Source organism: Paenibacillus sophorae (genome assembly GCF_018966525.1).
GTDB classification, from domain to species: Bacteria; Bacillota; Bacilli; order Paenibacillales; family Paenibacillaceae; genus Paenibacillus_AQ; species Paenibacillus_AQ sophorae.
In genome coordinates this window covers 2,233,189-2,250,100 of record NZ_CP076607.1, presented here as the reverse complement: position 1 = coordinate 2,250,100, position 16,912 = coordinate 2,233,189, and the positions used below count along the sequence as shown (strand labels likewise).

The window sequence follows — 16,912 nt, the reverse complement described above, 5'->3', positions numbered from 1 at the left end:
TGCAGATCACCTCTCCGGCTTCATTTGTTTCAGCGCCTCTCGGATGCGTTCGGGGCGAAGGGGGAGAGAGGTTATCGGAATGGCGTATTCCTGCAGCGCGTTCACGATGGCATTGGCAATCGCGGGAGCTACGGCTACCGTTCCGCCCTCTCCCGCGCCTTTGACTCCGAGCGGATTGAGCGGTGAAGGATAGTTCTCCAAAATCTCGGTTTGGACCTCCGGAACTTCCATCGAGGTTGGAATCAGATAATCCATGAAGCTGCCCGACACAAGCTGTCCGATTTCGTCATATTTCAGTTCCTCGTAAATGGCCCCTCCCAGTCCCTGGGCCATTCCTCCAACAAGCTGGCCTTCCACGAGCATCGGATTAATCGCCCTGCCGATATCATATGCAATATAGTAGTTCAAAATATGAAGCGCTCCCGTGTCTGGATCAAGCTCTACTTCGGCCGCGTGGCAGCCGTACGGGTAAGTCATATGGTCAATATGAAACGTATATTCCTCACACAGTGAAATGCCGCGCTCCAAGCAAATAGGCAGTAAATCATCCAAAAGCATAACGACCTGCCCCGCTTCGGAATACACCACGCTCCCGTCCTTGAGGGCGAGCATGTCCACCGGCACCGCAAGCTCCCCGGCTGCAACCTCCAGCAGCTTCTCCTTCAGCAATCCGGCGGCATGCCAGGCGGCCGATCCGCCGACAACCGCTCCGCGGGTCGCGAATGAACCGTTGCCCTTCTCCACAAGGTCGGTATCGCCGTGAACGACACTGATCCGATCATAAGGGATACCAAGCTGATCGCTGCAAATTTGCGCCAGCGTCGTTGTAATCCCCTGACCGACTTCAGTCAGTCCGGTTTTGCAGATTACCCGGCCGTCCGGCCGCATCTCCACCTCGGCAAATTCCCATGGGCCAAAACCCGATTTTTCCACAAAGGAAGCAAAACCGAGACCGATAAAACGTCCTTCCTGTCTAGCCCTCGCCTGCTTCTCGGGGAAACTATCCCAGCCCATGAATTTCCGGGCCCAGTCCAGGGTCTCGGCATAATTGCCGCTGTCAAATTCAACGATTTGTCCGAGAGCGGACAACCCGTTGGTGTAGGGCATCTGTTCGGGGCGAATGTAGTTCCGTTCCCGGACTACAGTGGGGTCCAGCTTCAAATGCGCGGCGACCATATCGATGACCCGCTCGCGCACAAACGTTCCCTCGAACCGTCCCGGCCCGCGGTACGTTCCAACCGGTGTCTTGTTGGTCAATGCCAAATGCGTCACGATTTCAATATCGCTGAAATCATAAGGCCCCGGTAACATGGCCTGGGTCAGAGACGGCACGGTCGTACCGTGCGTGCGGATATAACCGCCCTGATCGAAGAAGATCTCATCCCGAAGCGCATAAATCCGCCCGTCGCCGTCAAAGCCGACCGTTACCTGATGCGTCTGTTCTCTGGAATGGTTCGTCGCTTTGAAATGCTCCAGACGGTCCTCGATCCATCTTACCGGACGCTTCAGACGCATGGCGGCAAACGGGATCAAGTAGTCTTCCGGATAGAACTCGCCTCGGGGCCCGAAGCCGCCGCCGCAATCCGTCTCGACCAACCGGATATCTTCTTTATTCTTGTTCAGGAGACGTGCCATCAATTGATGATTGAAATGGACAACCTTCGCGGCGCCGTATACCGTCAACCGCTCGTCCTCGTCGCACAGGGCAAGCAGCCCCCTCGTTTCCATCGGGATGCCGGAGTGGCGCTGCACGTACAATTCCTCTTTCAGCACATGCTCGCACGTTTTCAGCCGCTCCGCCACATCCCCCTTTTTGCTGTAGATCAGATATACTTCATTTGTACCCGCATCAGGATGAAGGAGCGGCGCATCCGGTTGTAGCGATTGAACCGCATCCGTCACCGGAGGCAGCACATCATATTCAATCTTGATGAAATCCGCGGCGTCCTCGGCCATATAGCGATCCTTCGCGACAATCACCGCCACCGGGTCGCCCACGTAACGGACGCGGTCTTTCGCCAAAGGATATTGCAGAGCCTTTTCGAGTATCGGGTCCGGAGACAGCCGCATCGGAATCGGCCGCAGGTCGCCCGGCAGGTCGGATGCCGTGAGAATCAGGAGCACCCCGTCAAAACGCCTGGCTTCTTCCACATCGATGGAGCGGATGATCGCATGCGCATGCGGAGATCGGATGATCACGGCTTCGCATTGATCCGGAAATTGCAGATCTCCGACATATTGTCCTCTTCCCGTTAAGAGATTGTAATCCTCCAGCCGTTTCAGACTTGCGCCAATCGACATGTCACTCCGCCCTTTCCCTCATTTCTTTGGCCGCGTATTCCACCGCATCGACAATCCCCTGATACCCTGTACAGCGACACAAGTTGCCGGAGATCGCTTCGCGGATTTCTTCACGGCTAGGGTCCGGATTGTGCTCGAGCAGGTGACAAGCTGTCATCAGCATGCCCGGCGTGCAAAATCCGCATTGCAGTCCATGCTTCTCCCAGAATCCTTTCTGAAGCGGGTGAAGCTCCCCGTTCTCGCTTTCCAGCCCTTCAACTGTCACAATTTCCGCCTGATCCGCCTGAACGCCGAACACGAGACAGGACCGGACGGGTCTTTCGTCCATCATAATCGTACAGGCTCCGCATACGCCGTGCTCACAGCCCACATGCGTTCCCGTCAGCCTCAGCACGTCCCGCAGGACATCGGACAACAGCATACGAGGCTCCACATCAACCGTATATTCCTTATGGTTGACCTTCAACGTTATCGTCTTCAACCGGCTCGATTCCGCGGTTTTTTCCATCATGGACGCTCATCCTCCCTTTCTTCCTGTCAGGCCTGTTTTGCCCGGTCCGCGGCTTTCTTCAACACACGGCGGCTTAACGCCACGCACAGATCCTTGCGGTACTCCGCGCTAGCATGAATGTCTTTCTCCGGGTCGACCAGATCCACGATCTGCGCGCATTTCTCCGCGAATAATTCTTCGCTCGGGGCCTCGCCGATCAATTCGTCGGTGACATCCTCCAGCTTGACCGGAATGCCGTCCACTCCGCCGATGCAGAGCGCAGCGCTCTCAATCAGACCTTCCTCATCCAGCGTAACGGAAGCCGCGGCGATAATGATTGCGAAGTCGCCGCTCCGCAAAGTAAACTCTTCAATCGCATGGCCTGTCCGTTCCGCGATTACAGGAAAATGCACGGACTTGACAATTTCATTCGGTTCAATCGTCGTCGTCATATAGGTAAGAAACAGTTCTTCCGGAGTCAACTCCCGTTCATCGCCGCTCGATACGACGGTGACCTTCCCGCCCAGCGCTGTCAGCATAACCGGAAGCTCCGCCGTAGGGTCCGCGTGAACGATGCTGCCGCCAATCGTTCCGCGGGAACGAATCTGCGAATGCCCGATCAGCTTGATGCCTTCCGCGAGCATCGGACAGCTATTCTGAATTTCGGGGGAGTGCTCCACCATGTAATGACGGGTCAACCCTCCGATCACAATCTCGCTTTCGCCGACTTCAATTCCGGTCATTCCCTGAACTCCGTTAATATCAATCAGAACCGGCGGCCTGGCCAGCCGCATATTCATCATCGGAATCAGGCTTTGGCCTCCCGCCAGAACTTTGGCGTCATAGCCGAACTCGTCCAGAAGCGACAGGGCCTCATCCAATGTTTCCGGTTTATAATAATCGAACGCCGCAGGTTTCATTCTGATAGGCTCCTCCCTTCCCTACACTTCCTTCGCAAGCTTCTTGAAGAAGTCTTTCACAATCATCTTGCCGATCCCGGACAGAATGCGCTGGCCCACTCCGGCAATCAGACCGCCCACCTGAGCCGTTCCGTCATATTTGATAATCGTTATCGAATCGCTCTCGGCCTGAAGCTCAACGCGGGCGTCGCCTTCGATGAATCCGGCCGGACTGTTCGCCTTCATCACAAGGCGGTAATTCTCCGGCTCATCCTTGTCGAGAATTTTAATCTCCGCTTCATAACTGCCGCGCACCGCCGCAATTCCGATCGTAATATCGGCCTTGTACGTATCCGGCTCCGTCTCAGTAATCGAATTGCAGCCCGGTGTGGCCTTTTTCAGAACATCCGGATCGTTAAGAGCTTTCCACACCGCTTCTTTACCGGCCTTTACCTTTACTTCACCCTGAACCTCCATAAGTATCCTCCATTTCTGCTGCCCAAGTTTATTGGTTAAACGGCTGCTTGTCCTATTAAACGCTTAATGGTTTCAGTTCCGCGATTACTTCGGCTACCGGCACGACATCCGCATATTTCTGCTGCATATCGAAAAGATTGATCGCATGGGAGGCAATGCCGCGGTCAAACACGCATTCCTCCGGCACAATGACTTTAAAATTGTAAGAAAACGCATCAATGACAGAAGCGCGCACACAGCCGCTTGTTGTACAACCCGTCACAATGACTGAATCGACATGGCGCGCCGTCAAATACGACATCAGCGGCGTTCCGAAGAACGCGCTCGGCTTCTTTTTGGAGATGACGATTTCGCCGTATTGGGGTTCAAGCTCCTTGACCACTTGTGCTCCCTTCGCGCCTTCAAGAAGCTCGGGGTGATCGAAAATGTTGCCTTTAATGGCAATACGGTCATTCGGAGCAGACTTGCTCCCCTCAATAATCGTGAAGAACACCGGAATCCCGGCCTTCCTGGAGACCGCCAGCAGTTCCTTGATGTGCGCAATCGCTTCCCAACTGCTTTCCCCGCAGCTTGTCGGATATTTCTGAATGGATGCCTCGATACTCTCCGGTGAATCGCCTGTGAATCCGTATTGCACATCCACAATAATCAGGGCCGGACGGCTGCCAATGCCCATCGCATGGCCAAGACCGGCCTTCGCATATACCCTCTTGTCCCGTTCATCCAGATAGTTATCCCAGATTCGTGCCATGAGCAATCCTCCTTATCCGTAGGTAATAACCCGGTCATGATCGACGGTCAGACGCACCAGCACATTCGGTTCCGCAAGCTGGGCCTGCTTGCCGCTTAGTTCCTTCTCCGTCATACCGCGCGCGCCGCAAGATATTCGGGAGAGATAAATAGCCCCTCCGCCTCCGACAATCGCATCATAGGATTCGCGTACTGTCGTCACGCCGTCTCCCACTCCGATCACGCTGTCCAGGATGTCGTCGCGCAGAAGCTGAACGGCGCTCCCCGCAAGAAACATGGAGACGAAATGACCTTCCTGAATGGCGGTCTTGGCGATAAGAAACGCCCGATCGGCCTGAGTCGGTGCTTCAGGTCCATGCGTGAGATGAATTAAAATTTTGGCCATGGTCATTCCCTCCCGTTAGTTATTTAAGATGAACTTAAGATTTTCCCATCACATATCAGTCGTAACTACGAGGAATGTTTGGACTTCCGGCCGCTGCCCATCTCCAGATTTCTTGATTTAAACCGCTCTTCGCGGATGAAATCCGGAGACAAAGGCGGTCGCTGTCGCTCCTACAGTTCCAAACTTCCCCTTCGCAACTCCTTACCCTGATGTCATTTTCAAGTTCATCTTATATAGATGGGCATTTTGCAAAATGCCGATATGCGTAATCCGGTATGGATGATGATCAACCTTTTGCCGGAACCAGCTTCCAGACGACCTGCTCGGTCTCGGCCTTCTCCATAACTTCATAGACTTCCTCATGTGAACGGTAGCGGGCATCGGGAATTTTGCGCCGCAGCACGGTCGTTTCCACAACTGAATCGAACGGGAACGGATCGACGGCAACAACGCCGCCCCCCTGCCCCTGAACCGTAATCATTTCACCCTCGGAACCAAGCGTCCGGCGAACCGGACCAAGAACCCACTTCTCGTTCGTGTCCTGAGGAAGCATAGATACGTACTGGGACAAGCGGTCCATCATCTGGACCAATTCATAGTTCATCCACAGGTTATCTTCGAACAGGCTTCTTCGCTCCGCCCGGTTCCACAGGGCCATCTTCAGATCGACCCATTCCTTCTGCTGTTTGATCGTATTCTCGTCAATAAACGTTGCCAGTTCGCTTGGGATTTTGAACGTAAACGACGGATCGTACCCGAACCGGTTGGTGTACAAACCGATCCAGTGCATGCCAACGAGCAGTCCGGCATACGGGTCCTCGTTCCTTACTTGCTCATATCCCTTGCCGTAAAACTCGACATGCTGCAGCAGATTGACGCTTAAGAAAGGAACGGGTTGTCCGGTTTCCGGATTGAACAGCACCTTCGTATCGGATTCAACCCAGCCGATGTCATGCTTCTCGACGGCCAGACACATCGACTCAAAATGATCCGGACGCCGGAATTGCTCATTTCCCCAGCGGCGCGCAACCTGTCCGGCCTGAACGGAGTGGTCGTATTGATTGACAATGTGCAGATCGCCGTCATTTTTTGTAATAAACATATATAGGCTCTCCCTCCGGCGGTTAGTCGGCAAAAACAAATGATGGGTCAATATCAAGCGGCTTCTCTCTCGTATAAAGACGCTTGTACGTATCCGTGATGTCCGGGAGCTTCGTGCAAATGCTGAAAATATGAGGGGCCAGATCCTTCTTGACAGGTTCCCGGGTCAGGAATCTTTCCAGGGTTACCTGAAGATTCTGGATCATCTTCACTTCATCCTTACGTCTTGCCTGGACCTGCTTCAGCGTTTCAAGGGAAAGGTCGCCAGTCCGGAACCCTTTATAAAGGACATCCGCCGCAACAATCGCGGTTCCCATCGCCAGAGTGCTGCCAACTGCTCCCCAAGGAGTTACGCAGTGCGCAGCATCGCCGATTAGCAGGCAGCCGTCTTTGGCCCAATCTTTGACATACCGCATTTTGCATAACAGCAGAACAAAAGGTTTGAAGTCTTCCATGGGCTCCACATAAGGTTTAAGAATAGGCAGGTCTTCGAGAATCTTGCTTTTGAAGGCTTCGATGCCTTCTTCCTTGATTTTCTGAAACTCGCCTCTGGTGAGCGAAATGCCGCATTGGATGAGTCCGCCCAGCTTGGGCAGGAATAGATAATTGTAATTTTTCTGGAAGTAGAAGTGGTAGATGTTGTAATCCCAGGACTCCGGTTTCTCAAAAGAGAACCACAGCAGGTCATTCACATAATAATCGAGGTCCAGTTCAAAGTCGGCGAGCTTTTCCATGGTTGAATTCCGGCCGTCAACGGCAACCGTTACCGCAGCGCGAATATCGAACTCTCCCTCATCAGCCAGTTCCTCCGCGTTGGTAGAATTGCCTGCTGTTCTTAACGCATAGACGCCGGTGATTTTGTCGCCGTCTTTAAGCAGGTCTTTCACCTTCGTATTGAACAGCAGCTTAAAGTTCGGATAATGCCGGGCTTTCTCCAGGAGGGCTGCCAGCATCGTCGGCTGGGTCAGTCTAGCACAGTAGCTCTCCTCGTCAATTAACGTATTAAATGCGAGCTGCATAATTTCCTTATGATCATGGAATACAACCACTTCATTGATCTTCACATGGTCTTGGCTTTCGATATAGTCAAGCAGGTTGAGCTGCTTCATCATCTGGACAAAACGCGGCTGGGTAATTTCTCCACGATATTCCCTATAAAAATCCGCATTTTTCTCCAGCACGATCACGTTAATTCCCTGTTTGGCCAACAGCAAGCCGAGCAGCATTCCGGCAGGACCGGCTCCAACGATGCATACGTCTGTCTTCACTTCGTTCTTCAACGTCTCCATGAATGCAACCACCTCTCCCTTCCGGATCATTCGTTTAACTTTTTCGGAGTTCCCCTGCCATTTGCAGTGTGCCTGGAGACTCTATAATTAATTTGATTGAATCCCATACATGCTCCTGCATCCGGGAACGGGCCAGCTTGGAGTTCCGTGCCATCAACGCATCCAAGATGCCCTGGTGCTGATGGTAGGTGCTGAAATGCCGGTCCTTATTGCGGTTCCATGCCATGACTTGAATCCAGTTGATCCCTACCCTTAGATGCTGCAGCGTATTTTTTAACGAAAGATTCTCGCTGGCCTCCACGATGAGATCATGGAACTGGTTATTTAGCTCAATCGCTTCATCGGAGCGTTCCGTCTCAAATGTCCGGTGCAAGTGAAGAATCTCCTCCATCTTGTCGAACATAAGCTTGCTTCCCCGTTCGGCGGCGAGTTCGGCAGCCAATCCTTCGAGTTCGGCGCGAAGCTCGTAATAATCCTGGATTTCTTTAATAGAGTAATCTTTGATACGGACGCCGTGATGGGGAACCGATTCAAGCACCTGCTCCTGTACGAGCATTCTCAAAGCTTCTCGGATCGGTGTGCTGCTGACACCCAACATCTCCTTAAGCTGGCGTTCCCTGATCCATATGCCCGGTTCAAATTGTCCGCTCATTACGTAGTCAAATAATCTTTTGTAAACGGCCATGGTTGTTGTTTCTTTAACTAGCTTGTCGGGCGGCTGCGTCATTTGTATTCACTCCTTGCTGGATAAGGATCAAAGACCGAATGTTTCCCATGTCTCGCTGGAAGGGTTTCACAGCGTTTCCGGATCCGGCTTCTGTCCCTAAAAAAACTATATTATATATAATATTTATTGTTAAATATCAATTGCTTATGTTTCGATAAAGTTGATGAATGTTAGATATATCGGAGGATTCCATCGGCCTTAGCCCTTTTCGCCACCGGCAGTCAAGCCATCCACCAGAAAACGCTGCATGATCATAAACAAGACGGTGACCGGTATAGCAATCAATACGCACCCGGCGGCGAACACGGTAAAGTCGGTCGAAAAATTGGTGTTGATCATATCGAATAGCCCGACAGCAAGCGTCTTCGTCTCCGTTGAGCTTAAAACCAGTCTCGCGAAAATAAAGTCCGTGAACGTTGCTGTAAAACTCAGCAGCGCCATATACACGATCATAGGAGTGGAGAGCGGTGCGACGATCCGGAAAAAAACGCCCAAATGATTCGCTCCGTCGATACGGGCGGCTTCAACCAACCCTTTGGGAATCGTATCGAAGTAGCTTTTGGCGAACAGGAAGAACACCGGCGAGCCTGCCACATAGACGATGATGACGGCCAGATGAGTGTCCAGCAAATTCATCATGTTCAGCAAAATATAAACGGCGATCATGCTCATAAATGAAGGAAACAGCCCGAGAACAAGCAAGGTGCTCATCAGTGTTTTACGGCCGCCGAAACGGAAGGTGGAAAAGATATATCCGGTCAGCAAAATCAGGATCGTCATAAAAATCGTGCTGATTACAGAAATTTTCAGTGAATTTAAATACCAGAGTCCGAAATCGTATTTGGCAAATAATTCTTTGTAGTGGATAAACGTAAACTGCCTCGGAACGAGCGTCTCGCTGAATAATGAGCCTCCGATACGAAAAGAGGACATGATGACCCAAATGGCAGGATAGATGGAGACAATGCCAACGATGATAAGAAAGGTATAAATAGATGTGATGCTGACGATTTTTTTCGGTTTTACACCACCCATTTATTTGACCTCCTCTTCTTTGAACGCTTTCGTGTTGCGTATACTCCAGACGGCAAAGAATGACAATATAATGAAGATAAAAATTCCAATAACCGAAGCAAAATTATATTGGCCCTGATCGATGGTCAGTTTATAGATCCAGGTAATCAAAATATCGGTATGGCCGGCGAATCTGAAATCCGAACTGCCGGGCTTTCCTCCCGTGAGCAGAAAGATCAGGTTGAAATTGTTAATGTTGCCGACGAACTGCATGACGAGCAGCGGAGCCATCGAGAACATAACGGCCGGATACGTAATCAGTCGAAGCTTTTGAAAGCCGCTCGCTCCATCGATATCGGCCGCTTCATACATATCGCTTGGAATGGTGGACAAGATTCCGATAATCATCAGCATCATAACCGGGAAGCTCAGCCAGAAGTTCACGATAACCAGCGTTACTTTCGAAATCGTCGGGTCGGAAAGCCAGGGCACGACGGGAAGTCCCATCATTTTCAAATATTGATTGATCGGTCCAAACTGTCCGTTAAAAATGTTCTTCAGAATCAAAGTCGAGACAAACGCCGGAATGGCATAGGGAAGAATGAAAAGCGTCCTCCAGAACGATTTCAAACGAACCTCTTTGCGCTGCACGACAAGAGCAACAGCAAATCCGCCGATAAAACTGGTCAGCGTCGTGAGCAGCGCCCAGACAAATGTCCATAGCGCCACCGCATATAACGTATGACTCCACGATTTGATCACGAATATATCTTTGAACGTCTTGAAGCCCTGCCAATCGATCAAATGGGCGGGCGGCTGATTGTTAATGGTGTAATTCGTAAAAGCCAGCAATATCATGAATATAATAGGCATAATGGTGAAAAACAGAATGCCCAGCATAGGGATGGAGATTGCGATTTGCGGGAACCGGTAATCGGCAACGTATTGCAGGCTTTGCTTGAATGTGTTCGTTGTTCCGCCTTCTTCTCTTACTTTTCCGGTACGGTACGCATCCTTAATGTTTAAAAAATACATCCAAACAAACACAAACAACAAGAATACAGTAATCAGACCTTCGACCAGTAGAAAGATGGAATGATCGCCCATGACTTGCTTGTACATCTTCCCAACCTTTTCCAAGTGCCTCTCTTTTTCGCCTAGAGTGACAATACCCCAAATGGCATGCGGCAGCCGGGTAACCGCCGTGTAGATCCCCAGGCAGGAGAAGATCAGGAGTACAATCCCTTTTCCGTACTGGCGGTTGTATAATTGGCCAAGACCCATGAGAAGAACAGACAAGACTGCCGCAATTTTACGATGCCCGACAACCCTGCGAGGCTGGTATACCCCTTCCAGCGTCTTGCGATGCTCGTACATGTAGCCAACTCCTTTAAAGTCTGTAATGGATACCCCCGGCAAAATCTTGCCGGGGGATTTTACTGCTAATCAAACGTATAGGCAATCCGTGTCAGTTACTGACTTCCGGCAATCGAGTCCTTCAAGCTCTGTGCAGCTTTATCCAATGACGATTTGACGTCGGCGCCGTCCCATATTTGTTCAATCGCCGGCGTAATTATGGTATCGCTGTACGCCAGGACCTTCATTTCAGGAATAATCGGGTAAAAATGCGATTGTTTCAATTGGCGAATGAAACCCAGGGTAACCGGATCGTCTTTGTACAGCTCTTCATTTTGCAGGTTCTTGGCCAGAGGAAGAAATCCGGTGACTTCATTGATTTTCATCTGCATTTCTTCCGACATTAAGAAGTTGGCAAACAGCTTGGCGGCGTTCGGATATTGCGTGTACGACCCTACGAAGAATCCGCCAACGCCGGTCATTACGGGAGCCATTTTACCGTCCGGCATGTTGGGCAGCGGCATGGACTCTACTTTAAACGGCAGCTTCTTGTATCTTCCGCTGTTCCACGTTCCATCCATAATCATGGCGATTTTCCCTTGTTCCCAGAGGCTGGTCTTAACGTCACCAGACGCATCGGCTGCTTTTAAAGGCAAAATTTCTTTCAGGCTTTTGAAATACTCCAACCCTTTAACCGCACCTTCGTTATTGATGCCAATGTCGCTCGCATCCGTGCCGTCTTTGCCGAAATAATAACCGCCCTCCGCGGCCATAAATGGATAAGCGCTGTCCTTTGTGTTAGCCTCAAAGAAAAATCCATATTTATTGTTTTGGATATCGTTAAACTTTTTAGCAAAAGCTTTGATGTCATCCCAAGTTTCAAATTTGGCATCCTTCACCAAATCCTTGTTGATGAATATGGCGGGCAAATAAGCATAGCTTGGGTAACCGTAGAGAATACCGTCCCACGTGAAAGACTGGATCGCTTGGTCAAGCATCATATTTTTGGTGTCTTCTTCAAAATAATCGTTGGGCAGCACACTGCCCGATTTCACGGCATCCCCCAAATCAAGGCTGCCAAGAACAAAGACGTCAGCGCCTTTTCCGGCCGGGCCGTCGGCTTTATATTTATTCAGAATGGCGTCGTAACCGACATCTTGAAGCGTTACGGGAATGTTGTATTTTTTCTGGAATTCTTGTACCGCGTATTCGGAGAAAGGAGTCTTAGGGTGCCAGAAAATAAGTTTGGCGCCGGGCTCGGGGGTAAGCTCGTCCGTTGCCGCTTCCGCTGGAGCGCTGCTGGAATTCGCGCCTTCGGATGGTTGAGCGGAATTCGTGGAGTTTGCGGAGTTAGCGCCGCATGCGGCCAAAGTAAACATCAGCATGAGAGACAATACTACCAATCCCATTTTCTTCGTCATTCCCAATCACTGCTCCTTATTGTTCAATAGAGTCGAAGCATTTTCTAATTCCTTCGGCAATTTCATCCAGACAATCTTCCGCTTGAGGGTACAGTCCGAGCTTATCCAGGAAACCGTGATTGGTGCCGTTATATTGGATCAGCCTGGTTTTGACTCCGCACCCTGACAACTTTCTGGCATAGGCTTCGGCTTCCAATCTCAAATAATCGTATTCGGCTGTCAGGATCAGAGCTTCCGGCAGATCGTTTAATTGTTCAGCCAATAACGGGGAAATGTAGGGGATCGATGCGTCCAAATTTTTCGCATATACCTGCCTGATGATTTCAAGGTTGTCCTTTATTTCCTGAATACCCGGCATGATAAACTCGTAATGCTTGTTAATGACATACTCGTCAATGCTCCACCTGAAATCGTCGGTAATGGCTTCGGCATTATTGACAACGGGATAAATCAGCGCCTGATACTTGATCATTCCCGCCCCCGACTCCTTATCTTTCAGGGCGCAGGCCGCTGCGAAGTTTGCTCCGGAGCTGTCGCCCGCAACCGTAATTTGATTCCTGTTTACGCCAAGTTGTTCGGCACTCCGCCAGGTCCAATTCACCGCATCAAGACAATCGACAAACCCGGCCGGAAACGGATGCTCGGGAGCAAGCCTGTAATCCACGGAGATGACAACGGCGCCGGCCTTCTTCGATAAAGCTTTACATACATTTTCCATACCATCCACTGTTCCTCCGATAAATGCCCCTCCATGAAAAAACACGACTGCAGGCAATTTCTTCTCGTTCTCGGGCCTGTATATACGAATTGGGATAGTGCCGTTCGTTCCGTTAATAGCAAGCTTGGAGGTCTCGATATCCGTGCCGGTAATATCCTCGCTGCCCGAGCCCATCATCCCGGCTCTCATCCGGAGGGCAATCTTCTCAAAAGCCTTAAGGTCCGCAAGCTCCGATTTACGCTCATCGGCCGAAATTTCACTCTGATGCTGCTGCTGAAGGACACTTAACACTCTCGGATCAAGTTCGCCGTCATTATCCGAATCCGGAATTTTTTTAACAATAAAGTCGTACCCGTCTTTAAATTGCGTGACTGATTTTGCACGTAGAAGAGAAAGCAATTCTGTATACTCGTCGAGATGATTCAAAGCTTATCCCCCCCTTCCTTAACGCTGTCCTCCTGTTAAAAACTACTTTTTCAGCTTGTTCCAGGATGCCTGGAATTCGGCCAGCATTTGATCGGGAGTCGATTTTCCAGCCACATACTTCTGCATCGACTGCGCAATTTCCGTATATAGACCTTCCGGCATTTTCGACGCTTGCATCGGAAGTGAATTTCCTTCCTCCGAAAACTTCGTCAGACCAGCACCAATGCTTCCCACATCAGCCGAGTCGGCCTTAATGCTCTTGAACGCGGGAATCAGATTGAATTCCTTGGCTACATATTGTTTTCCGATATCGGACGTAACGAGCCAGTTCAAAAATTCCTTCGCCTGCTCCTTAACCGGTGAATTTTTGTTCACTACCCAAACGGTAGGCGAAGTATACACCGCGTTTTTGTTAAAATCCGCATCATCGCTGACCGGCATCGGCATAAGTCCGGCCTGGATATTCGGATTGATTTTATCAATAAGCGGTTGAATCCAGTTTCCCGCCGGGATCATGGCTCCCTGGCCGGTGGCAAACATGGTCATCGACGTGTTGTAGTCCGTGGTCAATGGATTAGGATTGCCGTTCTTCATAGCAATATCGAGATATTTCGGCAGCCCTTTGAACACATCGTTGCCTGCAAACGTTGCCGCCCCGCTATTCAGGTCCGCGATAAATTTATCCGTATCCGGCACCTTCGCCATAAAGGAATCAAATATCGTAATCCCCAAATCCCATACGCTTGCATAGTCATTTACAAACGGCGTATAGCCTTGCGCTTTAAGCTTTTTGCTCACTTCTTCCAGTTCGGACAGTGTCTTCGGGAGCTCGGTAATTCCGGCTTTGGCGAACATATCTTTATTGTAGACAAGCCCTGATCCTTCCAGTGACAACGGGAAGCCATACAGCTTGCCGTCTTTCATCATCGGCACCTTGGCTGACTCAACAGCATCGCTCACCCAAGGCTGATCCGTCAGATCCTCGAGATGGTCGGCCCACACATCCATGTCGCTGAATCCGCCGTTATTAAAGATATCCGGCATTTCATTCGCCGCCAGCTTCGCTTTCAGCTTAGTGCCATATTGGCTGGACAGAACAGACTCAATTTCAATCTTGACACCAGGATGGGTTTTCTCATACTCGTCCTTCAATACTTTAAGCTGCTCGGCAATTTCCACCTTCTGCTGGTACAGCTTAATCGTAACTTCTTTTTGAGCGTTCGATCCTCCGGTTCCGGCAGCATCGGCGCCGGTATTGGCCCCGCTGTTTGAATTGGCCCCGCAAGCAGCCAACAGGCAACACATCAACACTAGGACGCATGAAATGATAAATGAACGCTTCATTATCTATTAAACCCTCCTACAATTGTTTTTTATCGTTACGATGTGTATATGAAGGTGCCGGATGACACTCGCATTTTATAGCCAATTATCCTTTTACCGCTCCGTCAGCAATGCCTTGGATGACATGGCGCTGCGCCATAAAGAATAAGACCATGACGGGGACCATACCCATAACGAGCACCGCAAGCGCCAAATCCCACTGGGTCATGTATTGCCCGAACAACGAACTGGTGGCTGTCTGTATCGTTTGAAGACCGGGTTTTTGCAAAACGAGCATCGGCAGCAGGAAATCGTTCCAAATCCACAAACTGTTAAGCACGAGAACGGTAACCGTCATCGGTTTTAGCAGCGGAACGATAATTCGAAAGAATGTACCGTAAGGCGTGCAGCCGTCAACAACAGCCGATTCTTCAATTTCTTTCGGTATCGCTATGATAAAGCTGCTGTACAGAAATAGCGTAAAGGAAACCCCCATCCCCATGTAAGCAATCACGACCCCGGTAAAAGTGTTCATCAGGTTAACCCAGCCAAACATCTTTACCATCGGAATCATAATCGATTGAAACGGAATGATCATCGCCAGCATGAACATCGAGAATAAGAAGCGATTCATCCGGCTCTTCTTGCGGACCAGACGATATGCGGCCATAGAAGAAATAATAATCAAGCCCATGTTGCTGAAAATCGTAATGATCAGCGTATTTTTAAAAGCCACCGGGTAGTTCAAGGCGTTCCAGGCATTCAAATAGTTTTCAAAATGCAGGACCCCCGGTAGACCTGCCGTATCCGTGAGCAGTTCCGCGAAGCTTTTAAACGAGTTTACGATGACAAAATAGAACGGAGAGAGAAACACTAGCGCCAGCAAGAAAGCAAGCAGCTCGACGCCAAATAACTTTAATGAATACGTTCTGCCCGTCATTACATTTCCACCTCCCGGCTTTTTGTAAGCTTGACCTGAATCAAAGTGATAACGGTGACAGCCACGAAGAAGATTAGCGCTTTCGCCGTACCTAATCCATAACGGTTATTCCCGAATGCTTCATTATAAATGTTCATTGCCACGGATTCGGTAGAACCATACGGCCCACCGCTTGTCAGGGAATAGTTCAAGTCAAACATTTTGAAAGTCCACGAAATGGAGATAAACAAGCATACCGTCAAAGTTGGCATAATCAGCGGAATGATAATATTCTTCAGAATTTGCCACTTGCCGGCCCCGTCAATTACTGAAGCTTCAATCAGGTCCTTTGGCACATTCGCCAAACCCGCAATATAGATAACCATCAAGTAACCCGCTCCCTGCCACACGCTCACGATGATAAGAGCCCAATATGCAGTGGCCTCGGTTCCTAACCAAGGAAGATTGAAGAAAGACAGGTGTGTGAGTTTTCCAATCCCGGGAAAGCCTTGTACGAGAATGAATTGCCAGATAAACCCGAGAACAAGTCCACCCAACACGTTTGGCAGAAAAAAGATCGTTCGAACCACACTCCGGCTCTTGAGCGGCTGGGACAGCAGATAAGCCAGAGCAAATCCGATCAAATTGTTTAGTACCACAGCGGTTAAGGTAAATCGGGTTGTGAACCAAAACGATTGGACAAATTCCGGATCGTTAAAAAAAATCGATGAAAAATTTCGTAATCCTACCCAGACGGCATTACCGGATACACCATCCCAGCTCGTCATCGAATAATAAATGCCGAAAAAGAACGGTATTGCAATGACTATGGAGTAAAATAGTATCGCCGGACCGACAAAGAAGATTTGCTGCATCCATTGCGAGGTTACCCATCTTTTCACGCTTCCTCTCCTTTCCAGCTTCGATGATCTTTCAATAACAGGATGGATATCTATTGAAGCCCGGTTATTTTCCATGTTGTCTTCTCCTGTCTGTAAGAAATAGATTAAATTTTAACGTTCTCTGTTAAGGGGATTATAAAATGCATTATATATAATGTTAAATATGAATCCCTTATTTCCAAATAAAAAATAAGTATGTTATGTGTTCGTTTTTTCCGAAAAAGATATGATTAATGTCACTTATTATGACGTAATAAGGATTTTATCAGGCTAAAATGTTAACAAAACGTGGACTAAATATTATATATGATATATATTGTTACATAGAAGAGTGTTTCGAGGCAGGCGTGAAGGATTTGAAGTATGTAACCTGTATTACTAATATTTCCATATTGTATTACCAGGGGGGAATTC

General features: G+C 49.6%; 16 protein-coding genes. All 16 read right to left on the bottom strand.

Annotated features, from left to right (window positions below):
- Positions 1-6: 6 nt before the first annotated feature.
- On the bottom strand, positions 7-2,301 hold the full coding sequence (locus KP014_RS10720; RefSeq protein WP_090833989.1) for a xanthine dehydrogenase family protein molybdopterin-binding subunit: 2,295 nt from the start codon (positions 2,299-2,301) through the stop codon (positions 7-9).
- Position 2,302: 1 nt separating this feature from the next.
- The gene (locus KP014_RS10715; protein WP_343223091.1) at positions 2,303-2,812 is read right to left on the bottom strand and encodes a (2Fe-2S)-binding protein; all 510 of its coding nucleotides are present in this window, start codon (positions 2,810-2,812) and stop codon (positions 2,303-2,305) included.
- Between the two features lie 26 nt (positions 2,813-2,838).
- Positions 2,839-3,711, bottom strand: a complete 873-nt coding sequence (locus tag KP014_RS10710; protein ID WP_036601695.1) for an FAD binding domain-containing protein — start codon at positions 3,709-3,711, stop codon at positions 2,839-2,841.
- Positions 3,712-3,732: 21 nt separating this feature from the next.
- Positions 3,733-4,167 (bottom strand): SRPBCC family protein, encoded by a 435-nt coding sequence (locus KP014_RS10705; protein ID WP_036601698.1) that lies wholly within the window; start codon positions 4,165-4,167, stop codon positions 3,733-3,735.
- A 55-nt stretch (positions 4,168-4,222) separates the two neighbouring features.
- Entirely contained in the window at positions 4,223-4,918 is a 696-nt protein-coding gene (locus tag KP014_RS10700; RefSeq protein WP_036601700.1) for an isochorismatase family protein, read from the bottom strand.
- Positions 4,919-4,930: 12 nt separating this feature from the next.
- Complete coding sequence (locus tag KP014_RS10695; RefSeq protein WP_036601701.1) at positions 4,931-5,302, bottom strand: DsrE family protein; 372 nt, start codon at positions 5,300-5,302, stop codon at positions 4,931-4,933.
- 286 nt (positions 5,303-5,588) lie between these two features.
- Positions 5,589-6,404, bottom strand: coding sequence for a DUF3891 family protein (locus tag KP014_RS10690; RefSeq protein ID WP_036601704.1), 816 nt, complete (start codon positions 6,402-6,404; stop codon positions 5,589-5,591).
- Between the two features lie 22 nt (positions 6,405-6,426).
- A complete protein-coding gene (locus KP014_RS10685; protein ID WP_036601706.1) occupies positions 6,427-7,692 on the bottom strand; it encodes an FAD-dependent monooxygenase in 1,266 nt (421 codons plus the stop codon).
- A 34-nt stretch (positions 7,693-7,726) separates the two neighbouring features.
- On the bottom strand, positions 7,727-8,419 hold the full coding sequence (locus KP014_RS10680) for a GntR family transcriptional regulator (protein ID WP_036601709.1): 693 nt from the start codon (positions 8,417-8,419) through the stop codon (positions 7,727-7,729).
- Between the two features lie 198 nt (positions 8,420-8,617).
- Positions 8,618-9,454, bottom strand: a complete 837-nt coding sequence (locus KP014_RS10675) for a sugar ABC transporter permease (protein WP_036601711.1) — start codon at positions 9,452-9,454, stop codon at positions 8,618-8,620.
- Complete coding sequence (locus KP014_RS10670; protein ID WP_051500499.1) at positions 9,455-10,810, bottom strand: carbohydrate ABC transporter permease; 1,356 nt, start codon at positions 10,808-10,810, stop codon at positions 9,455-9,457.
- 95 nt (positions 10,811-10,905) lie between these two features.
- Positions 10,906-12,210, bottom strand: a complete 1,305-nt coding sequence (locus KP014_RS10665) for a sugar ABC transporter substrate-binding protein (protein WP_036601713.1) — start codon at positions 12,208-12,210, stop codon at positions 10,906-10,908.
- Positions 12,211-12,226: 16 nt separating this feature from the next.
- Positions 12,227-13,354 carry an alpha/beta hydrolase gene (locus tag KP014_RS10660; RefSeq protein ID WP_036601714.1) on the bottom strand — a complete coding sequence of 376 codons (1,128 nt, stop codon included), beginning with the start codon at positions 13,352-13,354 and terminating at the stop codon, positions 12,227-12,229.
- 42 nt (positions 13,355-13,396) lie between these two features.
- Complete coding sequence (locus tag KP014_RS10655; RefSeq protein ID WP_036601717.1) at positions 13,397-14,698, bottom strand: ABC transporter substrate-binding protein; 1,302 nt, start codon at positions 14,696-14,698, stop codon at positions 13,397-13,399.
- A gap of 85 nt (positions 14,699-14,783) precedes the next feature.
- Positions 14,784-15,617, bottom strand: coding sequence for a carbohydrate ABC transporter permease (locus KP014_RS10650; protein ID WP_036601718.1), 834 nt, complete (start codon positions 15,615-15,617; stop codon positions 14,784-14,786).
- Positions 15,617-16,471: a carbohydrate ABC transporter permease gene (locus tag KP014_RS10645; RefSeq protein ID WP_036601741.1), complete on the bottom strand. Its 855-nt coding sequence runs from the start codon at positions 16,469-16,471 to the stop codon at positions 15,617-15,619. The genes KP014_RS10650 and KP014_RS10645 overlap by 1 nt, the downstream gene beginning before the upstream one ends.
- Positions 16,472-16,912 lie beyond the last annotated feature (441 nt).